The organism is Mesorhizobium sp. M0833, from assembly GCF_040319905.1.
GTDB lineage: Bacteria > Pseudomonadota > Alphaproteobacteria > Rhizobiales > Rhizobiaceae > Mesorhizobium.
The window spans coordinates 172,598-193,821 of record NZ_JAMYOQ010000008.1 but is presented as its reverse complement, the minus strand read 5'-3'; the positions used below and the strand labels follow the sequence as shown (position 1 = coordinate 193,821).

At 59.1% G+C, this 21,224-nt stretch carries 16 protein-coding genes; 5 read left to right on the top strand and 11 right to left on the bottom strand.

The window, feature by feature from the left end:
* Window positions 1-41: 41 nt before the first annotated feature.
* Window positions 42-941: a sugar phosphate isomerase/epimerase family protein gene (locus NKH98_RS12125; protein WP_352898674.1), complete on the top strand. Its 900-nt coding sequence runs from the start codon at window positions 42-44 to the stop codon at window positions 939-941.
* 171 nt (window positions 942-1,112) lie between these two features.
* Window positions 1,113-2,045 (top strand): Gfo/Idh/MocA family protein, encoded by a 933-nt coding sequence (locus NKH98_RS12120; RefSeq protein WP_352898672.1) that lies wholly within the window; start codon window positions 1,113-1,115, stop codon window positions 2,043-2,045.
* A gap of 242 nt (window positions 2,046-2,287) precedes the next feature.
* Here the strand turns inward: NKH98_RS12120 and NKH98_RS12115 are convergent, their stop codons facing one another.
* The 8 genes from NKH98_RS12115 to NKH98_RS12080 all read right to left on the bottom strand — a co-directional run bounded on the left by NKH98_RS12115 (window position 2,288) and on the right by NKH98_RS12080 (window position 12,164).
* Window positions 2,288-2,833: a VOC family protein gene (locus NKH98_RS12115; RefSeq protein ID WP_352898671.1), complete on the bottom strand. Its 546-nt coding sequence runs from the start codon at window positions 2,831-2,833 to the stop codon at window positions 2,288-2,290.
* A gap of 88 nt (window positions 2,834-2,921) precedes the next feature.
* Entirely contained in the window at window positions 2,922-4,505 is a 1,584-nt protein-coding gene (locus NKH98_RS12110; protein ID WP_352898670.1) for a GMC family oxidoreductase, read from the bottom strand.
* A gap of 53 nt (window positions 4,506-4,558) precedes the next feature.
* Window positions 4,559-5,875, bottom strand: coding sequence for a histidinol dehydrogenase (hisD, locus tag NKH98_RS12105; protein ID WP_352898734.1), 1,317 nt, complete (start codon window positions 5,873-5,875; stop codon window positions 4,559-4,561).
* A 70-nt stretch (window positions 5,876-5,945) separates the two neighbouring features.
* On the bottom strand, window positions 5,946-7,226 hold the full coding sequence (locus NKH98_RS12100; protein ID WP_352898668.1) for an ABC transporter substrate-binding protein: 1,281 nt from the start codon (window positions 7,224-7,226) through the stop codon (window positions 5,946-5,948).
* A 115-nt stretch (window positions 7,227-7,341) separates the two neighbouring features.
* Window positions 7,342-8,505: an ABC transporter ATP-binding protein gene (locus tag NKH98_RS12095; protein WP_352898666.1), complete on the bottom strand. Its 1,164-nt coding sequence runs from the start codon at window positions 8,503-8,505 to the stop codon at window positions 7,342-7,344.
* A 4-nt stretch (window positions 8,506-8,509) separates the two neighbouring features.
* Window positions 8,510-9,415 carry a carbohydrate ABC transporter permease gene (locus NKH98_RS12090; RefSeq protein WP_352502279.1) on the bottom strand — a complete coding sequence of 302 codons (906 nt, stop codon included), beginning with the start codon at window positions 9,413-9,415 and terminating at the stop codon, window positions 8,510-8,512.
* Window positions 9,393-10,268: a carbohydrate ABC transporter permease gene (locus NKH98_RS12085; RefSeq protein ID WP_352898663.1), complete on the bottom strand. Its 876-nt coding sequence runs from the start codon at window positions 10,266-10,268 to the stop codon at window positions 9,393-9,395. The genes NKH98_RS12090 and NKH98_RS12085 overlap by 23 nt, the downstream gene beginning before the upstream one ends.
* A 99-nt stretch (window positions 10,269-10,367) precedes the next feature.
* Window positions 10,368-12,164: a thiamine pyrophosphate-binding protein gene (locus NKH98_RS12080; protein ID WP_352824795.1), complete on the bottom strand. Its 1,797-nt coding sequence runs from the start codon at window positions 12,162-12,164 to the stop codon at window positions 10,368-10,370.
* Window positions 12,165-12,694: 530 nt separating this feature from the next.
* Between NKH98_RS12080 and NKH98_RS12075 the strand changes: the two genes are divergently transcribed.
* The gene (locus NKH98_RS12075; protein ID WP_352898661.1) at window positions 12,695-13,303 is read left to right on the top strand and encodes a hypothetical protein; all 609 of its coding nucleotides are present in this window, start codon (window positions 12,695-12,697) and stop codon (window positions 13,301-13,303) included.
* Window positions 13,304-13,866: 563 nt separating this feature from the next.
* Here the strand turns inward: NKH98_RS12075 and NKH98_RS12070 are convergent.
* The 3 genes from NKH98_RS12070 to NKH98_RS12060 form a co-directional block, all read right to left on the bottom strand.
* Complete coding sequence (locus tag NKH98_RS12070; protein WP_352502357.1) at window positions 13,867-14,865, bottom strand: ABC transporter permease; 999 nt, start codon at window positions 14,863-14,865, stop codon at window positions 13,867-13,869.
* Window positions 14,866-14,914: 49 nt separating this feature from the next.
* Window positions 14,915-16,453, bottom strand: a complete 1,539-nt coding sequence (locus NKH98_RS12065) for a sugar ABC transporter ATP-binding protein (RefSeq protein ID WP_352502274.1) — start codon at window positions 16,451-16,453, stop codon at window positions 14,915-14,917.
* Between the two features lie 73 nt (window positions 16,454-16,526).
* Window positions 16,527-17,456, bottom strand: a complete 930-nt coding sequence (locus NKH98_RS12060) for a sugar ABC transporter substrate-binding protein (protein ID WP_352502273.1) — start codon at window positions 17,454-17,456, stop codon at window positions 16,527-16,529.
* Window positions 17,457-17,921: 465 nt separating this feature from the next.
* Between NKH98_RS12060 and NKH98_RS12055 the strand changes: the two genes are divergently transcribed.
* Together NKH98_RS12055 and NKH98_RS12050 are read left to right on the top strand one after the other, a co-directional pair.
* Window positions 17,922-19,037, top strand: a complete 1,116-nt coding sequence (locus NKH98_RS12055) for a LacI family DNA-binding transcriptional regulator (protein ID WP_352824800.1) — start codon at window positions 17,922-17,924, stop codon at window positions 19,035-19,037.
* A gap of 83 nt (window positions 19,038-19,120) precedes the next feature.
* Entirely contained in the window at window positions 19,121-21,223 is a 2,103-nt protein-coding gene (locus NKH98_RS12050) for a hydantoinase/oxoprolinase family protein (RefSeq protein ID WP_352898659.1), read from the top strand.
* Window position 21,224: the final 1 nt, after the last annotated feature.

Sequence of the window (21,224 nt, the reverse complement as noted above, 5' to 3'; positions counted from 1 at the left end):
GCCTGTCAGCCGCGCGCGTCCACGCCAGTTGGTGGGTGCAGATGGTAAGCACCATCGCAGACGTGCCGGAGCCGCATATGTCGAGAACCGTCAATTCCTACATGATGCCGTTCTCGAACGTAGCGCATCTGTCTTTAACGGACAAATTCCGGGCGACGCAACTTGCCGGCTTCAAGGAGCTGTCGCTCATGCCGCGTGACGTCGAGAGACTGATCGAGGGCGGCAAACCGGCATCGGACATCGTCGCGGAGGCCGCGGATCATGGTGTGCGCATCACCCGGCTCGACCCGTTGAACACCTGGCCGCGGATCTGGCGCCCGGATAATATGGACGAGGCCTACATCGCCACAGTTAACACGCCACCGGACCAGTTTTTTCGCCTGACCGACGCGCTCGGCTGCACCCATGCGAGCCTGAACGCCACCTTTCCGTTGAATGCAATGTCGACAGACGAGATCACGGAGCACTATGTGGCGATCTGCGCCCGCGCGGCTGCGCATGGCCTGAAGTGTGATCTCGAATTCATCCCGCTGTGGGGCGTTCCAACGCTGGAAATGGCATGGAATGTCGTCCGTGATTCCGGCGCGTCGAATGGCGGGCTGGTGTTCGACGTGTGGCATTTCGTGCGCGGAGGCTCCGACATTGGGCTCCTCAAGACGATCTCCGGCGACATGATCCATTGCGTGCAGGTCAACGATGGCCCTCTGGCGCTGCCGAAGGGGGTGACGATCAAAGACAATTGCTACGACCGCCAGTTTCCTGGCGACGGTGAATTCCCGAATGCCGAAATCCTGCGAATCCTAGCGGAAACCGGCGGCCTCAACCAGGTCGGACCCGAGGTGTTTTCGCCTACTCTCACGTTGATGAGCGTCGAGGCCGTGGCGCGCAAGTCCGCAGAATCGACGCGAAACGTGCTTCTGGCCGCAGGTCTGGCGGTCTGAGATCGAGGAGAGGCTCGACGGGTTCGACCCGACACCACGCCCCACTCACTGACCCGGACGAGGCATTTCGTCGAAACGGCATAAACGACGTCAATCAGGCTCCAATCGGGCATTCCTTAATAGCGACACAAGCGATGGCGACCAAAACTCGGCCATCTGGAAGGAGGATTTGTGACAATTCAAATTTGCGTTGTAGGCCTGGGCAAGATCGCACAAGATCAGCATCTGCCGGTAGCTGCCAAGAACGCGGACTTCAACCTCGCAGCGGTAGTAAGTTCGCGCGGCTCTTACGGAAATGTGAGAACCTTCAAGACTTTTTCGGAACTCGTGGCAAGCGGGATCAAACTTGATGCCGTCACGCTGTGTATGCCTCCGAAACCGCGCTTCGATATCGCGCACAGAGCAATCGACGCCGGGTTTCACCTGCTTCTCGAGAGGCCGCCGACATCCACAATCGGCGAACTGGAGGCACTGCTGGCCCATGCTGCCGCCCACAAACGCATTGTCTTCACAGCATGGCATTCGCAACACAACGCGGCGGTCGACGAGGCAAAACGCCTACTTGCTGGCTTGACCGTCCGCCGTCTGCATGTGTCGTGGAAGGAGGACGTCCGCTACTGGCACCCGGGTCAAGAATGGATCTGGGAGCCAGGCGGGTTCGGCGTGTTCGATCCTGGCATTAACGCATTCTCCATCATCTCGAAAATCATGCCGGTTCCGATCCTTGTAGCCGATGCCCGCCTGATGATCCCGTCGAACAAGGCAACACCCATTGCTGCCTCCATTCGCTTCAAGTCGCCCATTGGGATTGACGCCGATTTGACCGCCGAACTCGACTGGCAACAAACCGGTGAACCATCCTGGGACATAGACGTCGAAACCAACGAAGGCACGACTCTTCAGCTGAGCAACGGCGGGACGCAACTCCGTGTTAATGGCGAGGTTACTCTCGCCGGTTCATCGTCCCAGGAATACGAAGGCATCTATGCCCATTTCGCCGAGCTGTTGAAGTCCGGGAAATCGGATGTAGATTCAACGCCGCTACAACTGGTCTCCGACTGCTTCATGCTGGGGCGACGGGTCGACGCGGACCCGTTTGTCTGAAGGCGACACTTGCTCGGGTGCGCCCAATCCAAGCCATCTGACTGACTGAATCCGCGATTGGGTCGTGGAGTAGTTTGTGGACAAGTCGGAGGGCACTCGTCGCCGCCCAGTTCTTCTGCGCCCGCCCATCTGCACACACAAATGCGCCCCGCAGCCGGGCTGTCCGGACTACGGAGCGCACTTCGCCTTGGGAGGCAATCGAACCCGATTTGGATCGGGGTGGCGGATAGATAGCGGTGGACCTAGTGGCTAGATTGTGTCGGGTTCCACAGCCGCATTCGTGCATTTGCCTCATAGGCCTTGCCGGATGGATAGCTGATAAGTTCCATTTGAAGGCCCCATGGCGCTTCGAAATAGACCCACGACTCGCCCGCTCCGGGACCGTGTTTTTCGAACTCCGGTTTGTCGTAGACTTTAACCCCATGGCTGCGGAGATGTTCGCTAGCTGCGTTGATATCATCCACATAAAAGCACAGATGATAGCCGCCAATGTCGCTGTTTCGGGGGAATACTGTCTTTTGATCAGGGGCCTCGAAATCGAAAAGTTCAATGTTGCTCCCATTGCCACAGCGCATGAAGACGACCTCTTTCATGTGTGCGCGCGGGTGGATATTCATTTTGTCTTGCATGAAATTCCCGGTGTCGTCCTTCAACGATCCGCCGGAGTAGATGAATTCGCATCCGATGATGTCGCGAAAGAAGGCGATCGCCTCTTGCATGTTCGGCACCACCAAACCGGCGTGATCGATCCCTGCCAGTCCAGGGAGGCCCTTCGTCTGATTGTTCATGTCTGTCTCCTTTTTTGAATCCGAAAGATCAAGTTTCCCGGCGCGCCGCCTTCATGGAATGGTGGCGGAAAGGCGCAGAACCGGCGCGTCATCTCGGCGAGCGCAAAATGAAATCCGCCCCCCGCTCCCCGATCATTATTGTCGGAGCATTTGTGTTGCCTGACACCACGGACGGCATCGCTGAAGCGTCGATGACGCGAAGGCCGTCGAGGCCGCGGACGCGCAGTTCCGGATCCAGGACGGCGAGGTCGTCGGTCCCCATTCTGCAGGTGCCGCTGGGATGCAAGGACGACTGAGCGTACCGCCGTATGTACTGCTCGTAGTCAGCTTTCGTCGCGAGCTTGCCCGGCATATGCTCACGTTCGATGTATTTCGAGAGCGCCTTCTGGGACATGATCTCTTGGCCGTGTTGGACAGCCTCGACCAGGCAACCGAGATCGGAAGGCTCGGAAAGATAGTTGGGCACAATATGCGGAGACTGCGCGGGGTCGGTACTTCGTAGACCCAACCATCCTCTGGATTTCGGTCGAATGTGGGTCGCGTTCAAGGTGCATCCGAACCCACCAGGTACCGGGGCGCCGGATTCTATGCCACTGCCGCACAGGAAAATGTACTGAATATCCGGCCGATCAGTGGATTGGCTCGAACTCCAGAATGCTCCCGAATCCATGACGTTCGACGTAACCGGCCCGCGTCGGAAAAGCAGATACTCCAGGCCCGCCCAAGACTGCCACAGAAGGCTTTTGTAGCGATCGTAGCTGTAGGGTCCCGACAGCTGATACGTCATATAGATGTCGACATGATCACAGAGATTTTGCCCGACACCAGGCAAATCGTGCACCACTTCCACACCGCAGGATTGCAAATGCGCCGCGGGACCAACGCCGGAAAGCATCAGCAGATGGGGTGAGTTGATCGCTCCTGCGGATATGATGACTTCGCGATCGGCATAGATTGTCGACTTCCGTTGTCCGTCGGCTATCTCTACCCCTACGGCTCGCCCCCGTTTGAAAACAATGCGCAAGACGCGACAATCTGTTCGCACCTTCAGATTTGATCGCCTCTGCGCCGGCTTCAGAAAAGCTACGGCTGCACTCGACCGCCGGGCATTGCGAATTGTCAGCTGATAGAAACCACATCCAGCTTGCTCCCCGGAGTTGAAATCCGAATTGAAGGCAAGGCCAGCCTCCTGACAGGCTTTCAGCCATGAACGGCTCAGTGGATGGACATAGCAGGGATCCGAGACGCCCAGCGGGCCGCCCTCACCATGAGCTTCGTTGGACAAGCGGTCGTTGTCCTCGGAGCGTTTGAAAAACGGCAAGACCTCCTTGTAGGACCAACCCTTGGCTCCTTGCTCCACCCAGCGTTCGTAGTCGTCCGGCGCGCCTCGAATGTAGAGCATGGCATTGACGGAGCTGCCTCCGCCAAGAACCCTGGGCTGGACCATTGTTTGAGCGTCGAGATGCTTGTCCGCCTCGCTGCGGACCTGCTCAAAGCGCTGCAGCAAATTGCCCTGTGCGGTCTTGTAGTAGGTGACCGGCATATGGATGTAGGGGCTGCTGTCTCGGGGGCCTTGTTCGATCAAGAGCACCGAAACATCGGGATTCTCGCTGAGCCTGGAAGCCACCACGCAACCAGCAGACCCTCCTCCAACCACGATGAAATCGACCATACTCCCTCCAAACTGTAGGAACGCCACGCGTGAGACAGGATTTCCTCTCCGAATTAGGCGTAGCGCCGGGCGCCGGTCCCATAGGGTAAATTCAAGCCGCCATAGCGGCGAAGACGGATATTGGCCTGTTCCGCGTGACCAACGAAGCCTTCGAGCATGCACAGACGCGAGCAATAGGCTCCGACTTCCGCGGAAGCAGCGTCAGTGTCGATGCGCTGGAATGTGCATGTCTTGAGGAACTTGCCCACCCACAGCCCACCGGTGTAGCGCGCCGCAAGCTTCGTAGGCAGCGTGTGGTTGGTGCCGATCACCTTGTCGCCATAGGCGACCGTTGTGCGCGGTCCGACAAACAGCGCGCCATAGTTGGTGAGATTCTCCTGGAAATAACGGTCATCCCTTGTCATCACCTGCACGTGCTCACTAGCGATCCTGTCGGCGACCTGGAGCATTTCCAATGCGTCCTCGCACAGAAGGATCTCCCCATGATTGGCCCACGCCTTGGCCGCGACCGCCGCCGTCGGCAGGATGGTCAGCAACCGATCGATCTCGTTGAGCGTGTCTCGAGCGAGTTTTTCGGAATCCGTGATCAAAATGGCCGGCGTATCGACACCATGTTCGGCCTGACCAAGCAGATCGGTCGCGCAAAGCTCGCCATCCACGGTTTCGTCGGCGATCAAAAGCGTCTCGGTCGGGCCTGCGAAGAGATCGATGCCGACCCTCCCGAAGAGTTGCCGCTTGGCCTCCGCGACAAAGGCATTGCCGGGGCCTACGATCATATCGACGGAGGCGATCGACTCGGTGCCGAGGGCCATCGCCGCAACGGCTTGCACGCCACCCAGACAATAAATGACGTCAGCGCCCGCCAGATGCTGTGCGGCCACGATCGCCGGCGCCGGCTTGCCTCGAAAGGGCGGCGCGCAACTGATCACCCGCGGACATCCCGCCACCTTTGCCGTGATGATCGACATATGTGCGGAAGCGAGCAATGGGTAACGGCCTCCCGGTACATAGCAGCCAACATTCTCGATCGGTATGTTCTTGTGACCGAGGAAAACACCCGGCAGCGTTTCGACCTCAAGGTCGAGCAGACACGTCCTTTGTTTCTGCGCAAAATTGCGCACCTGTGCTTGAGCAAAACGGATATCACTGAGCTCGCCCATCGAAAGTTGGGACAGGCAATCCTCGATCTCCTGCTCGCTGAGGCGGAAATGTTCACGATCCCAGCCGTCGAATTTCGCCGAGAGCGCGCGCACTGCCGCGTCGCCATGCTCTGCGACGTCGGTGATGATCGCCTCGACCGTCGCGCGCAGTTCGCTTTCGAACACAGCGGGGCGCAAGTTCTCGTCTGCTCGCTTCAAATGGCGTGCCATGGTCATCTCGTCTTTCCAGTTGGCAGGACGCGACGCCGCCGGTTTTCGCACCGGCGGCGTCCGAGGAGGGTCAGAGGGAATTCAACCCTTCGATAAGCTTGTCGACTGCCTGCTGTGAGGTCATGTCGGGCGTATTTGCGAACTGCGTGATGACGTCCATATACGGAGCACGAATGTCACGCGGCAGCGCATTGTTTTCGACGAACGAGGGAATCAGCGTTCCGTCTTTCATGCCTTCCTCACGGTCAACAAAGGCCTGTTTGGAGCAGTCATTAAATCTGTCGCGCGGTACATCGAGGCGTGCCGGAATAGAACCACCTTTGAGATTCAAGTTCTCCTGAACTTCGATCGACATCGCCGCGCTGGCGAGAATATCCTGCTTCCTCTGCGCTTCGGGATTCGGCTGCTTGAACATGCCAAAGAAGTCCGTGAGGAAGACGTAGGTGTGGTCGTGTCCGGGCGCAGCCGTGCAGAGATAGTCAACTCCAGGCTTCATGTTGACGGCGACGAACTCACCATTTGCCCAGTCACCCTGGAACTGCATTGCGGCTTCGCCCTTGATCACCTTCCCCGTCTCGATCGCCCAGTCGGTTCCGGCTCGGTTTGGGTCGGCATAGGCGAGCACCTTGCGGAAGGTGTCGAACACTTTGACCATAGTGTCACTCTTGATGGCTGCGCGGTCGGTCGCCATCACCGCCTTCTTGTAGAAGTCGACACCGGCCTGGCCGATCAGGACGTCTGTCCAGATTTCGCCCTCCTGCCAGTCGTCACCACCTAGTGCCAGCGGTATTATCCCACCCGCCTTGATCTTTTCGGCAAGCGTCAGGAACTCGTCCCAGCTTTCCGGTATCTTTCCGCCGAACTGGTCGAGAACCTTCTTGTTGATCCAAAGCATGTTCTCGCGCCGCTGGTTGAGCGGCACTGCGACGATCTTTCCATCGACCTTCATGTAGTCGAGGAGAGCGGGAGTGACGAGCTTTTCCCATCCTTTCTTCTCAGCGGTTGCCGATAGATCGCCGAGAGAACCGGCTTGCGCGTATTCCAATACGAACTGACCTGGCATCTGCGATGCGGCGGGCGGATTGCCGGCCGCGAAGCGCGCCTGCAGTGCCTGTGTCATGTTCTTGCCGCCGGCGCCGGCGATCGGCGAGTCCACCCACTTGAGACCCTGCGCGTCGACAGCGTCCTTCAACACCTTCATTGCCGCAGCTTCGCCAGCGGCGGTCCATTGATGGACGACCTCGATTTCGTTTTCGGCGGAGTAGGCCGGTATGCTGATTGCCATTGACGCGACGGCTGCTGCACTCAGCAGAACTGGCCCGAGGTATTTCCGCTTCCCCTTGATGCTCATTATGGTTGCTCCTTGTTCGGCAGACATTGGTGCACGAAGGCTCAGACGCGCCGAAACGTCTGCCGCCTTTTTCATTGTCGGTTGTGCGTGTTGCCTCGAAGGCCCTTGGGGTGATTTACCCGCTCGCGAACCGCGTCACGTCGATCGGTGGCATGCCCAAATCCTCTCCGGCCTGCTCGATGCGCATGCCTGTATTGACGTCGAATATCTGGATGCCGTCGATGTCGACCAGGAAGGTCTCGCGGCCCGCCCTCAGGGCCGATTTCGGATGGCACCGCGCAATGACTTTGTTGCCGCCCAGATTCAGCGTGACGAACGTGTCGGAGCCCGTTGGCTCGACAAGGTCGACCACCGCATCGACTTTCTGCGTGTGTTCATGATTTTTCTCGTGCGGTAGAAAGATCGCCTCGGGGCGGATCCCCGCTATGACCACCGTCCCCTCGGGAGCGACAGATGCATTGGCAGGACCCGAGATCGCAAGGTGGAGCGGTTTGTCGCTAGCGCCCTCAATTTCAAGCAGCACACGGCCATCTTTTCGACGCATGCGGGCCGGGATCAGGTTCATTGGCGGCGAGCCGATGAAGCCCGCGACATAGGTGTTGGCGGGGCGGCCGTAGATCTCGTCGGGTGAGCCGACCTGCTGTATCACCCCCGATTTCATCACCACGATCTTGGTCGCAAGCGTCATCGCTTCGATCTGATCGTGCGTCACGTAGACGATTGTCGCCGAGAGACGCTGGTAGAGTTTCTTGATTTCTGCGCGCATTTCGACGCGAAGCTTTGCGTCCAGATTCGATAGCGGCTCATCAAACAGGAAGACCTTGGGCGAGCGCACGAGCGCGCGGCCCATCGCGACACGCTGCCGCTGACCGCCCGACAGTTGACCCGGCTTTCGGTCAAGCAGAGCGCCGATCTGCAGCGTCTCCGCAACACGGGCGATCGCCTTGTCGCGCTCTGGCTTTGCCACGCCGCGCACTTTCATGCCGAAGGCGATATTATCGCGAACCGTCATCGTCGGATAAAGCGCATAGGATTGGAACACCATGGCGATGTCGCGATCCTTTGGCTCAAGTCTGGCGACCGAGCGCCCGTCAATCAGAATGTCGCCGCTGCTGATTGGTTCGAGACCTGCGATGGCGCCGAGCAGGGTCGACTTGCCGCAGCCCGACGGGCCGAGCAGTACGACGAATTCGCCATCCCTTGCCTCGATGTCGATGTTCTCGAGCACCGAGAGGTTGCCGTAGGACTTGTGAAGACTGCGGATGTTGAGTTGTGCCACGGCCCTACCCCTTTACAGATCCGGCCATCAGACCGCGGACGAAATACTTCCCGGCGAACACATAGACGAGGAGCGTCGGCAACGCGGCGAGCATGGCCGAAGCCATGTCGACGTTGTACGGACGCTCTCCGGTGCTGCTCGAGACGATGTTGTTGAGCGCCACCATAATCGGGACATTTCGTCCCGAGGTGAAAGCCACGCCAAACAGGAAGTCATTCCAGATGCTGGTGAACTGCCAGATGATCACCACCACCATGATCGGCAGCGACATCGGCAGCATCACGTGGCGAAATGTCTGAAAGAAACCCGCGCCGTCGATTCTGGCGGCCTTGGCGAGATCGCTTGGCACAGAGATGAAGAAGTTTCGGAAAAACATCGTCGTGAACGGCAGACCATAGACGACGTGTGCAAGGATCAGGCCATTGATCGTGCCGGCGAGACCGAGTTTGCCGAGTGTTTGAGCAAGCGGAATCAGAATTGCCTGGTAGGGTGCAAAGCAGCCAAACAAGATGATCGCATAGACGATGTTCTGTCCGCGAAAATTGACCTGCGTGAGGGCGTAGCCGTTGAGTGCGCCGATTGCCGTGGGAATGAGCGTTGCCGGAACGACCAGGTAGATGGTGTTGAGAAAGAATGGGCTGAGGCCGGTGCATTCGACTCCCACGCACGCGTTCGACCACGCATCGATCCAGGGCTGAATGGTTGGGTGGCGCGGGATGCCGACCAAAGTGCCGAGACGTATCTCCTCCATCGATTTCAACGACGTGGTGATCATCACGAACAATGGCCCGACAAAGAACAGAACGAAGATGAGAAGGGTGAAGTAGACCGCGGCCCATCCCAGGACTCGTGCGACATCGATACGCGCCGCCGAACGCGGCACCGGGCTAGCGAGCGTTGCGGCGTTCATCGCGTATTTCCGAATAGAGGTAAGGGACAATGATGGCGATCACCGTCATCGTGATCATCACCGCGCTTGCGGCGCCTTGAGCGAGCTGGCCACGTCCAAAAGTGTATTGGTACATGAAGGTCGTCGGCAGATCGCTGGAGAACCCCGGACCGCCATTCGTCAGAGACACGATGAGGTCGAACGAGCGTAGCGCCTGGTAGAGCAGGATGACGATGACGCTGAAGAAGACCGGGCGCAGCATCGGCAGAACGATCGACCAGTAGATTCTCGGCAGGCCAGCGCCGTCGATGCGAGCTGCCTTGAAGAGCTCCGCGTCGACACCTCTCAGGCCCGCCAGGAAAATCGCCATGACGAAACCACAGGACTGCCAGAAGGCGGCAAGCACTATGGTGTAGATGGCCATCTTCGGGTCGATCAGCCAGTCGAACTTGAAATCGACATAGCCCATATCGCGCACCAGTTTCTGGATGCCGAGGCCAGGGTTGAGTATCCATTTCCAGGCGATGCCGGTGACGATGAAGGAGATCGCCATCGGGTAGAGGTATATGCTGCGGATGACGTTCTCGAGCCGCACTTTCTGGTCAAGGAAGATCGCAAGCACCAGGCCGGCAACAACTGAAAGGCCGATGAAGAGCGATGCGAAGATCCAAAGATTGTCGACCGCGATCTGCCAGCGATCAGCCTTCCACAATTTTGCGTATTGCTCGATGCCGACGAAATCGTACTTGGGGAAGAAGCGCGACGAGGTCAGGGAAACGACGACCGTCCACAGGATGTAGCCGTAGACGACCAGCAACGTGACCAGCAAAGTCGGCAGCAACACCAGCCAGGATTTCGAGGGCCAGCCGGTCAAAATTTCTGTGATCGTTGCTCGGGGGCTATTCGTCGTCACGTGGCTCTTGCGCCTCTCAGGTTTGGTGGCGGTATTGTCGCTGCTGCCCTGACCATGCGGTCAAAGATGCTGCTCTTGCGCACGTTCTCGCCAATAGTCGTCCTGACCTTCGTCGTGATAGGCGGGGATCGGGAAGTCCCACCAGCCTGGGACGAAAGCGCCTGCCGCATCGCGCGCCGTCGGCACTTCGACGAGCGCTGGGCCGCAGCAGGAAAATGCAGCTTCGAGGGCCGGCTTCAGCTTGTCGGCGCTCTCGACGCGCCAGGAGTGGATGCCGAAGCTCTTGGCAATTTCAGCGAATTGCGGCGAGTAGGCGCCGCCATTGCCCATATTGAATTCGCTGGCGACATGGCGGCCGAGGATCTTGCGCTGTCCGCCGCGGATCGACATGTAGCCGGAATTGTTTTGTACGACGATGACGATCGGGATGTTGTGCATCGCTGCCACCGCCATCTCTTGCATCGACATCATGAAGTCGCCGTCACCGAGGATGACGCAGACCTTTTGGTCCGGGCAGGCGAGCTTGGCGCCGAGGGCAGCAGGCAGCGCCCAACCCATCGAGGAGTAGCTGCCGGAGGTGATGTGCGTGCGTGGCTCGTAAACCGGATAGGTCTGTTTGACGACGCCTTGCGTGTTGCCTGAGCCGACCAGAAGAATGTCCTCGCGACCCATGATTTCGCGAAGTTCCTTCAGCGGACGCTGCGTCGTGAAAGGGAACTGGTTGCTGTCGCGACGTACGGCGAGCTGCGTTTCCCAATCGGCCTTCTCACGAGCGACCGCATTGTGGAATGCTTCCCGCCGGGCAAGCGTCTTCTTTGACTGCTCGGACGAAATGGCATCGATGATATCGGCAAGCGCCATCTTGGCGTCGGCGACAAGCCCGACCGCAGTCGGGTAATTCTTGCCGATCTCCTGATGGTCGATGTCGATGTGGACAAGCTTCGCCGGCGGGATCGAGAAACTGACGCCTTTGCGCCAGCTGGACGCGGACCAATCGGTGAAGCGGCAGCCGACGGAAACAACGAGGTCCGCCCCGGCAGCGATATTGTTGCCGGCCGAAGTTCCCGTCTGGCCTACCGCTCCTGCGAAAAGCACATGATCTTCCGGGAAGGCACTCTTGCCGTTCCAGGTCGTGACAACCACGGCGCCGGTCTTTTCGGCCAACTTCCTCACTTCCGGTGCTGCTTCCGCCGTGATGGCACCGCCGCCAACCACGATCACCGGACGCTCTGCCGCAAGCAACGCCGCAGCGGCAGCCTCGACTGCCCGCTGGTCAGGTCGGGCGCGGCCCATCGCCATCCTGAGATCTAGGTCGTGGATGTCCACCTCGGCTGCCTGCGACTGGATATCCATCGGCACTTCGACATGCACCGGACCCGGACGACCGCTGAGCATGGCGTTGAAGGCGCGATGCATGATGAAGGGCAATTCATCGACGCGACCAGCTTCGAAAGATCGTTTGACGGCGCCGCTGGCGATCTGCGGGAAGAAATTGGTGCGGTGGCGATCGAGCTCCTGCATGACCCCGTGGCCGCGCATATGCGTCGCCGGCCCGCCGGTGAAGAGCGGCACCGCCGTCGAGTCGGCGTAGGCTGTCGCCAGGCCGATGATGGTGTTAGCGGCACCGGGTCCAATCGAAGTCATCGCCGCCATCGGCTTGCCCGAGGCGCGCCAGTATCCATCGGCCATGTGGACGGCGCATTGCTCATGCATCACCTGGATGACCGGGATTTCGCTGCCCTTCTGCAGGAAGGCATCGAGCATCGCCCAGCATCCATGCCCCGGGATGGCTGCCACGTATTTGATGCCGTACTTCTTCAATGCGGTCGCGATGACCTGGCCGCCAGTAAGCTTCATGTCTGCAGAACTCCCCTCGTCAGCGGTCGGCCGTCGCACGTCTTCGTGCGCCGGCATGCATTTGCCCCGCTCTTTTCTGGCTTGCCTCCGGTATGCACGACCACTCCTCTGGGAGGTCGGTCCGGATCGGCTGATTGTCCTGCGATATGACTTCGCCGACAGCCAACTCGCAATTTCTCAATGATGTCTAATGTGACGCAAGCTGAAGCTGCCAGTGCGTAAAATGCTGTCAGCTTATGCTGCCGCCCGTTCTGCGATGGCGCCGGGCTTGCGAAGCGAAACCAAATCGGCCGTTGAAATTTCGGCGCCAGACCCTCTGCCCGCTGTTGGATCGACGGCTCGACCATTGCCGCTGACAAGGCAATGCCAGCCAGTGACGCAGGCATTGCGTCAGATCGCGCTGATCGAAGGGCGTCTGCGAAATTGCTGAAGCCCGCCCTTTCTGTCCTTTTGATCGTCAGTCGATGTGACATGGCGACAGCGGTCGCAGGACGGCATCGCCCTACGGTCGCGATGGGTGGAGGAACGATATGAGTGTTCATCGGGGCACCGGCCTGCTGCAGCATCGATCTCTGAATTTCGCGGACGATTTCGTCGCCGCCGATTTCTTCGAAAATGGCGCCGGCCTGCACGTCGAAAGCAGCATCGTCGTCAACCTGTCGAGCGACCGGCTGATCATCGACGATGCGATCAAGACTTCAATTGCGCCGTGGCGCTCGGCTATGCTGTCGAAAGCGACGATCGAACAGAGCGGCCGGATCGCTGTCCTGAAAGTTTGCAAGACAGTCGACCTGGGCGGCGTCATGTTCCGCGGCTGGGAATGGCTCGGCAACCGCATCCGGTCTTTCCCGCTCCAGACCCCGCTCTTCATCTCGCCGCAGGACACGATCGGCGAAGTCGAGCTCGACCCGCTGTTCTTTACAGGCGAGGTCGCCGTGGAACGGCAAATGCAGCGCTTCGTGCTCAAACTGAACCCCTGGTGGTCACCTGCTGAAACCGACTGCTTCATTCACGACAAACCATCCCTTCCTGGAGATCCACACGCAGATATTCGGAACCGGCCGCATGCAGAAATTCCGGGAGAACGACCAGGCGACGCTTTATCAAGATGTCCTCATGGCGCCGGGCTTTACCCATGAGGCGTTTTGCCGGGTCAGCGGAACGAACCAGTGGAAATATCCATGGCATCGCTATTTCGCCGACACCGATGCGGTTTGGTTGGCCATAGAACTGCACCCGATCGGCTGAGTTGATCGTTGCGTGGTGAGCGACTGTGGGCGGTTTTTGCCGTAAGCTCGAACCGTCCAGTCAATGGTAGAAAATGTCCAACCGCGTCAGATCGTTCACTGACTCGGCAATGGCCCGCAGGATCGCCCCGCGCCTCCCCGACGCTCTGGCGGCGGCCCCTTTTGTAAGATCCGACGCACGGCCCGCCCCATGTTTGTCAACAAGGCGACGAGCAAAGTCGTGAACCCTGGCCAGATATCGCCACCTTTGAGATACGCATTCGGCGAGTGCGCCGAAGTCAAAATGCTGCAATGTCAAGCTGTGCAGTGCTCTTATTTGCATTTTCGATCTCCATCGATGGAATTTTCAGAATTGACCTGAAGTCTTCTTGCGCTTGCGGAAACATTCCTGCCTTTGTCATTTTTATCTGGCGGCTTTTATTGTTTTGGAGTAGGCGCCCGCGAGCGGGCTCGATCTAGGAGCGTTTCTGCCGATTCCGGTAGACATCAATGGTCACGGCCGTGACGATGATCAGGCCCTTGACGATTTCCTGGTAGTAGGCGTCGACCCGCAGAAACGTGAAGCCTGACGACATCACGCCCAGGATCACCACGCCGATTACGGTGCCCCCTATCCGGCCCACCCCGCCGGCAAGCGACGTTCCGCCGATCACGGCTGCGGCAATCGCATCGAGCTCATACATGTATCCCATGCCGGACTGAGCCGTCTGCGCGCGCGCCGCGGTGACGATGCCGGCGAGACCGGCAAGCATTCCGGCGATCGCGTAGACCTTAACCAGATGCCTTTCGACATCTATGCCGGAGACCCGCGCTGCCTGGACGTTCGCGCCGATGGCATAGGTGTACTTGCCGTAGCGGGTGTAGCGAAGCGCAACATGGAAGATTATGGCGACGACTATGAAGACGAACACCGGCCATGCAGCCGAGCCAATGGCGGTGAATTGATCGGTCAGCCCCGAAATGGGCTGGCCTTTTGTATACCATTTCGAAATGCCCCGAGCTGAAACCATCATGCCGAGCGTTGCGATGAACGGCGGGATCCGGGCATAGGCGACAAAAACACCGTTGGTTATCCCTGCAATCAAACCGACCAGGACACCAACCCCGATCGGGACGATGGCCGGCAGATCGGTCAACGAAGGATAAAGCGCTTTCGACCATTCCGCGGATTGGGCAAACCCAGCCGCCAGCATCGCACTTGCCGCCACGACGGACCCCGAAGAAAGGTCGATGCCGCCGGTGATGATGACCTGCGTCACACCGATTGCGATAATCCCGACCACGGACACCTGGAGGATGGTGATCGTGAGGCGCTGCGGATTCCAGACGAAACTCTGCCCGATCAACAGCCAGCCGCACACCTCGCAGAGGACAACGATCCCCACCAGGACCAGGAAGATATTGAGCTCCTGAGGTTTTCGCCAACCGCCAAGGCCGCCACGGTACTCAGGCATGGCGGCGGCTGTTGTGTCTTTTCCCATCGTACAGTTCCTCTTTCCTCGCCTACTTCGAAGCGAGTTCCATTATTTTGACCTGCGTCGCCTCATCGCGGTCCAGAACGCCGGTGATCTTGCCTTCATGCATCACCATGATGCGGTCACTCATTCCGAGGATCTCCGGCATCTCCGAGGAAATCAGAATGACGCCGGCGCCCGCGCTGGCGAGCGCTGAGACCAGGGCGTGGATCTCGGCCTTGGCGGCAACGTCGATGCCGCGTGTCGGCTCGTCGAGGATGAGGATGCCCGGTCTGGTCAAAAGCCAGCGTCCGATCAGCACCTTCTGCTGGTTGCCGCCGGAGAGATTTTCGACCGTGGTGTGGATACCTGAGCTTTTGACGCGCAACGTCCTGCTCATCTCGCGGCATGCCGCGGCAATTGCCTTGCCGTGCACGAAACCGGCATTGACGAATTGGCTTTGAAGAGCGGCAATCTGCATGTTCTCGAGAATGTCCAGGACGAGAAAACAGCCGCTTTGTTTTCTGTCTTCTGTCAGGAAGGCCATTCCGTTGGCGATCGCATCGCGTGGCGATCTCAGATCGACGCGTTGCCCCCTTATCCGTATCTCGCCGCTGGTGGCGGGTGTCACCCCGAAGATGGTTTCGGCAACATTGGACCGCCCCGACCCAATCAGACCGGCGAGGCCCAATATCTCGCCCGCCCGCAGATCGAAAGAGACGCCCGAGAAGACGCCGCGCAAAGTCAGGTCCCGAACCGAAAGCAAGACATCATCGGTCGGCACGTTCTCTTTCGGAAACAGCGTCGAGATGTCTCTGCCGACCATCATGTGGATGATCTCGTCCCGGCTGGTGGCTGCTGCCGCATGGGTGCCGATATATTTGCCGTCACGAAAAACGGAGATCTCGTCCGATATTTCGAAGATCTCGTGCATCTTGTGCGAGATGTAGACGATGCCGATGCCCTGCTTTCTCAAATCCCCGATTATCTCGAAGAGATGGGCCGACTCGCGCTCTGTCAGTGCCGAGGTGGGCTCATCCATGATCAGGACACGCGAGCGATAGGAAACCGCCTTGGCGATTTCCACCATCTGCCTGCTGGCAATCGACAGATGGCGAACTTCCGCCTCCGGATCCAGGCTGATCTTCAGCTCCGCGAGAAGATCGCGCGATAGGCGATTCATGCGCCGATGATCGACGATCCCAAATCGATTGCGTGGCTCTCGGCCGATCCAGATGTTCTCCGCGACCGTCATCGAGGGCATCAGGTTCAATTCCTGATGGATCATCCCGACACCCTGTGTCAGCGCGTCGAGCGGGGTCTTGAACTGGGCGGAAATGCCGTCGAGGAAGATTTCTCCTGCATCGGGTTGGTATATCCCCGCCAGGATTTTCATCAGCGTGGATTTGCCGGCGCCGTTCTCGCCCATCAGCGCATGGACGGTACCCCGCCTGAGTTGAAAGCTCACGTCGTCGAGAGCCACCACGCCCGGAAACGACTTGCTGATTCCGGTCACGCTCAGCAGGCAGGGCTGACGCTTGTCCTCAAGACCAGGTGGGATTGGCGTAGCGGCGACTGTGGTCTGCATCGAAGTCGTCCCAAATCCAGATCGAACGGAACAGTCCGCGCGCCGATCAATGACCGGCGCGCGATGCTGGCGGTCAGTTCCTTTTCAGGTACTTGTCCATATTGTCCTTGGTGACGAGTTCGAGCGTGGTGAAGACCTTCTTGTCGGTCTTCTCGCCTCGGGCCAGCTTCAGAACCGTGTCGAGCGCGCCTTTTCCCTGGCTGATCGCGTCCTGGAAAACGGTCACCTTGAGGTCGCCTGACTTCATGGCTGTCAAGGCGTCCTGCGTTGCATCGATGCCGGCAACGACGTAGTCGCCGGTTGATTCGCCACTTGCCTTGATGGCCTGAAGCGCACCCAGCGCCATCTCGTCGTTGTTTGCGATGACGGCATTGAAGTTGAGACCCGCCGACAGCCAGTTTGTGGTCAGGTCGAGCGCCTGCGTGCGTGACCAGGTGGCCGTCTGCTCTTCGACGATCTCGATGCCCTTGCAGTCATCGGACTTGAAGACCTCGTGCACCGCCTCGGTGCGGCCACGCGCAACCAGGGTTCCGAGTTCGCCCATCAGAATGACGGCTTTGCCCTTGCCGCCCAGCAGGCGACACACCTCTTTCGCCTCCAGGCTGCCTGCCTGGATCTGGTCAGAGCCGACGAAAGCCTGCTTCTCCGGCAGCTGATCGACGTTGGAAGGCTGATTGTTGGCGAAGACCAGGGGAATTCCGGCCTTGTCGGCGGTCTTGGACATTGCGACGCCGGCATCGGCCTCTACCGGGATCACGATCATGCCGTCGACCTTGGCGGCAATGAAGTTTTCGATCTGGCTTTGCTGCCGGGCGATATCGCCCTGCGCATCCTCGATCAGCAACGTCACGTTCCCAAGGTCTTTGGCGTGCGCCTCCAGGCCACTGCGAAGAATCGCGAGAAAATTGTCGTCGAACCGCTGCATGCTGAAGCCGATTGTTTCGGCCTGAGCAGGGACGCCGAGCAACGTTAGACATGCGGCGGCCAGCAAAAACTTTTTCATGTTCCGTCTCCGTCGGTTTTTTGGTGATGGAAAGCTTTGTATTGCCGACTTCGCCCCGGTACCCGTCGGACTAGCGGCAGCATCACAAGAAAACGATCGTGCAAGTTTCAGGCGTGGCGTTGCCCCAAGCGAGACGTGTTCAGCGCCGTTAAGCCTGCTGCGAAGCTCTTCGGCTTGCTACAGCTGGTAAAACGATACACCTGCTTTTTTTCACCTGTCAACTCCCCTTTTGACGTGTTTGCCTTCATCAGAGTCGAGCTGTCTCGCCAAAACCCGGGATGTCGACGACATGATAGGCGACATCGCCAGATCGGCGATCGATTGACAGGGAGAATTTTTAGTGTACCGTTTTACCAACTTGCTCGACCGCACAACGGCGGAGTTGGACTCGCGACCATCGAAATTTTGTTCTCCTGCGGGAGTTGTAGAATGAGGGTCTCTGGGACCTTGGGAGATTTGAACGACATGCCGCCGAAAAGTGGATCGCCCACAGATGCCGCGGACCGCGCCACCATTCAGGACGTCGCGAAAGCGGCGAGCGTATCCGTGAGCAGCGTCTCGAACTACATGAACAATCGATTCCACCGGCTCGGGACGGAGACCAGGACGCGCATTGCGACGGCAATTGCTGAGCTTGATTTCCGACCGAACCAGGCAGCGCGCCAATTAAAGACCGGTAAGGCCCGTGTAATCGCCCTTGTCGTGCCGAGCATCGTTAATCCCTTCAACGGGCAGATGGTGTTCTCGATCGAGCAGGCCGCAGTGAAGGCGGGTTACCGGGTTCACCTGTGCAACACCATGCGCGATCCGAAGCTCGAGAAGGAGTTTCTCGACAATCTGGCCGCCGTAGGCGTTGCGGACCTCATCACGATCGCGCCCCTGAACACCAGGCGGGGTTATTACTCGGCCTGGAGCGACCTCTCGATCGTGGCCGTGGACGCCAACAGGCTCGATTTGAAGCTTGCTCGGCTCGATACGGTCAATCTCGATCACGAGGCTGCAATCGGGATTGCCGTGGAACATCTGTTTGCTCTCGGTCATCGGCGGATTGCGTATGTCACGGATCCCCTCATCACCCACAGCCGGGTGATGAGGTTGTCCGGCTTCAAGAAAGCGATGAGAGATCACGAGCTCGATGACAGCCAGGCAGTGGTGCTCGAGCGTCACCAGAGCGCACTTGATGTCGCAGACGCCCAGATGGTCGAGGTCGGTCGCGATGCCGCTTCCGATGTGGCGGCGCTGTCGCCCAGGCCCACAGCCATTATCGCGTTCAATGACATGATCGCGCTTGGGTTGCTTGCGACTTTCCGTTCCGCCGGCATTGCCGTCCCAAAGGACATGTCGATTATTGGCGTGGACGATGCCTGGATCAGCCAGCTCTCATTTCCCGCACTGACGACCATACGTCAGCCTATCGAGGCGATGGCCAGCGCAGCCGTCGAGCGTGTTCTCAAACCGAATGCGGCGCCGGCCAACGCCGGCTCCGACACGGTCTTCCTGCCCGAACTCGTCATTCGAGACACATGTGCGCCGCCACAGGAAGATGCTGCCACGCGTGTCGGCAAACGACACTTGGAATAGCAGTCCCAAACAGCGCCCTTCTTCCAACAACCCCAGAATATCCGGCCGGATGCATCCGCGCCGGCACGAAAGAGGCTTGCCTTATGGATACCCACGCCACCGAGATCAAACCCAGCGCAAATCATATCAGGATGGCGTGCGACACCGGTGGTACTTTCACCGACCTCGTCGTTGAAGATGGCAACGAGATCAGGCTGTTCAAAGCGTCGACGACACCTGACGACCCGGTGCGCGGCGTGCTCGATGCCTTGGATCTCGCAGCTAGGCACTATCGACTAGGCCTCGGGGATTTCCTCAGCCGCGGCGCCATGTTCGTGCACGGCACCACCCGGGCCATCAATGCGATCATCACTGGCAAGACGGCGAAAACAGCCTTCATCACGACCAAAGGTCATCGCGATATCCTGGTCGTGCGCGAGGGCGGGCGTATTGAACCGTTCAACTTCACGGTCGCCTACCCTGAGCCCTATGTGCCTCGGCGATATACGTTCGAAGTCAATGAGCGCGTCGATGCGCGCGGCAACATCGTCGAGGATTTGAACGAAGCCGACTTCATCACGACAATCAAAAAACTGGAGGCTCTGAAAATTGAAGCGGTTGGCGTTTGCCTTCTGTGGTCTGTCGTCAACTCGGCTCACGAGCGACGTATCGGAGACCTGCTGAAGGAGCATCTGCCTGACGTTCCATACACGCTCTCGCATCAGCTCAATCCAACCCTGCGCGAATATCGCCGAGCTTCCGCGACCGTCATCGATGCATCGCTGAAGCCGCTGATGTTCAAGTATCTCGATGGCTTGACCAACCGGCTGCAGGACGCCGGTTTCAACGGCCGGACACTGATGGTTACCTCAAGTGGCGGCATCATGGATGCCTCGGCAGTTGCACGCGCTCCAATCCACTCGATCAATTCTGGACCGGCGATGGCGCCCGTCGCCGGCCGCTACTACGCAGAGCGCGATTTTGGCAACGCCATCGCGATTGTCGCGGACACGGGTGGAACCACCTTTGACGTCAGCCTGGTGCGTGACGGGCGCATCCCCTGGAGCCGCGAAACATGGATTGGCCAGCGCACGCGCGGCCATATGACCGGCTTTCCATCTGTCGATATCAAGAGCATCGGCGCCGGAGGTGGCTCGATCGCATGGGTCGACAATGGCGGAATTCTGCAGGTCGGTCCGCAGAGCGCGGGCTCGACGCCGGGGCCGGTCGCTTACGGCCGCAGAGGAACCGAGCCCACCGTCACGGACTGCGCCTTGATCCTGGGCTATATCGACCCGGACTTCTTCCTGGGCGGCGCCATGGTCCTCGACCGGGAGGGCGCGACCCGGCAATTGCGTCTGAAAGTCGCCGAACCGCTCGGCATCAAGGTTGAGGAAGCCGCTGCCGCTGTGTTGAGGCTTTCAACCGAAAAGATGGTCGGAGCGATCGAGGAGATCACGGTCAATCAGGGTATCGATCCCACCTCGGCCGTCATGATCGGCGGCGGCGGTGCCGCCGGACTTAATGCGGTCGCAGTTGCCAGGCGCCTTCAATGCGCTGGTGTCCTCATCCCCGAAGCAGGTGCGGTCATGAGCGCGGCCGGGGCCTTGATGTCGGAGCTTTCGTCGGACTATGCGCAACTGCAATTTACGACCAGCGACAGATTTGCGGGCGACAAGATCAACGAGGTTCTGGCAGAGCTGAGGAAGCGATGCCTTGAGTTCGCGGAAGGGCCCGGCGCCGGGGCTCTCGACTACCACATCGAGTATTCCGTAGAGGCGCGGTATCCGCATCAGATCTGGGAAATCGACGTTCCTCTCCCGCTTGATCAGGTGAAGAGCGACGGCGATTTGAAGCAGGTCTCGGATGCCTTCCATGACACCCACCAGCGTATTTTCGAGATCAGCGATCGCAATTCCAATGTCGAATTCGTGACATGGCGCGCCAAGGTCAGATGCAGACTGACCGATCGGGCCGCCGGCACGATCCCCCCCGAAGGCGATTTTGCCGGTGGTCGCGCAAGGCGACCGGTCTACTTCTCCGAACTCGGCTGGAGCGACGTCTCGGTTCATCGCTACGAAGCCATGCAGCCGGGCGAACCAGTTGCCGGCCCCGCCATCATCGAATCATCGTTCACGACCGTCGTGGTCGATCCGGGCACAGTCGCAGAACGCACGGCCAGCGGTGGCCTGCGTGTGACATTCTAAG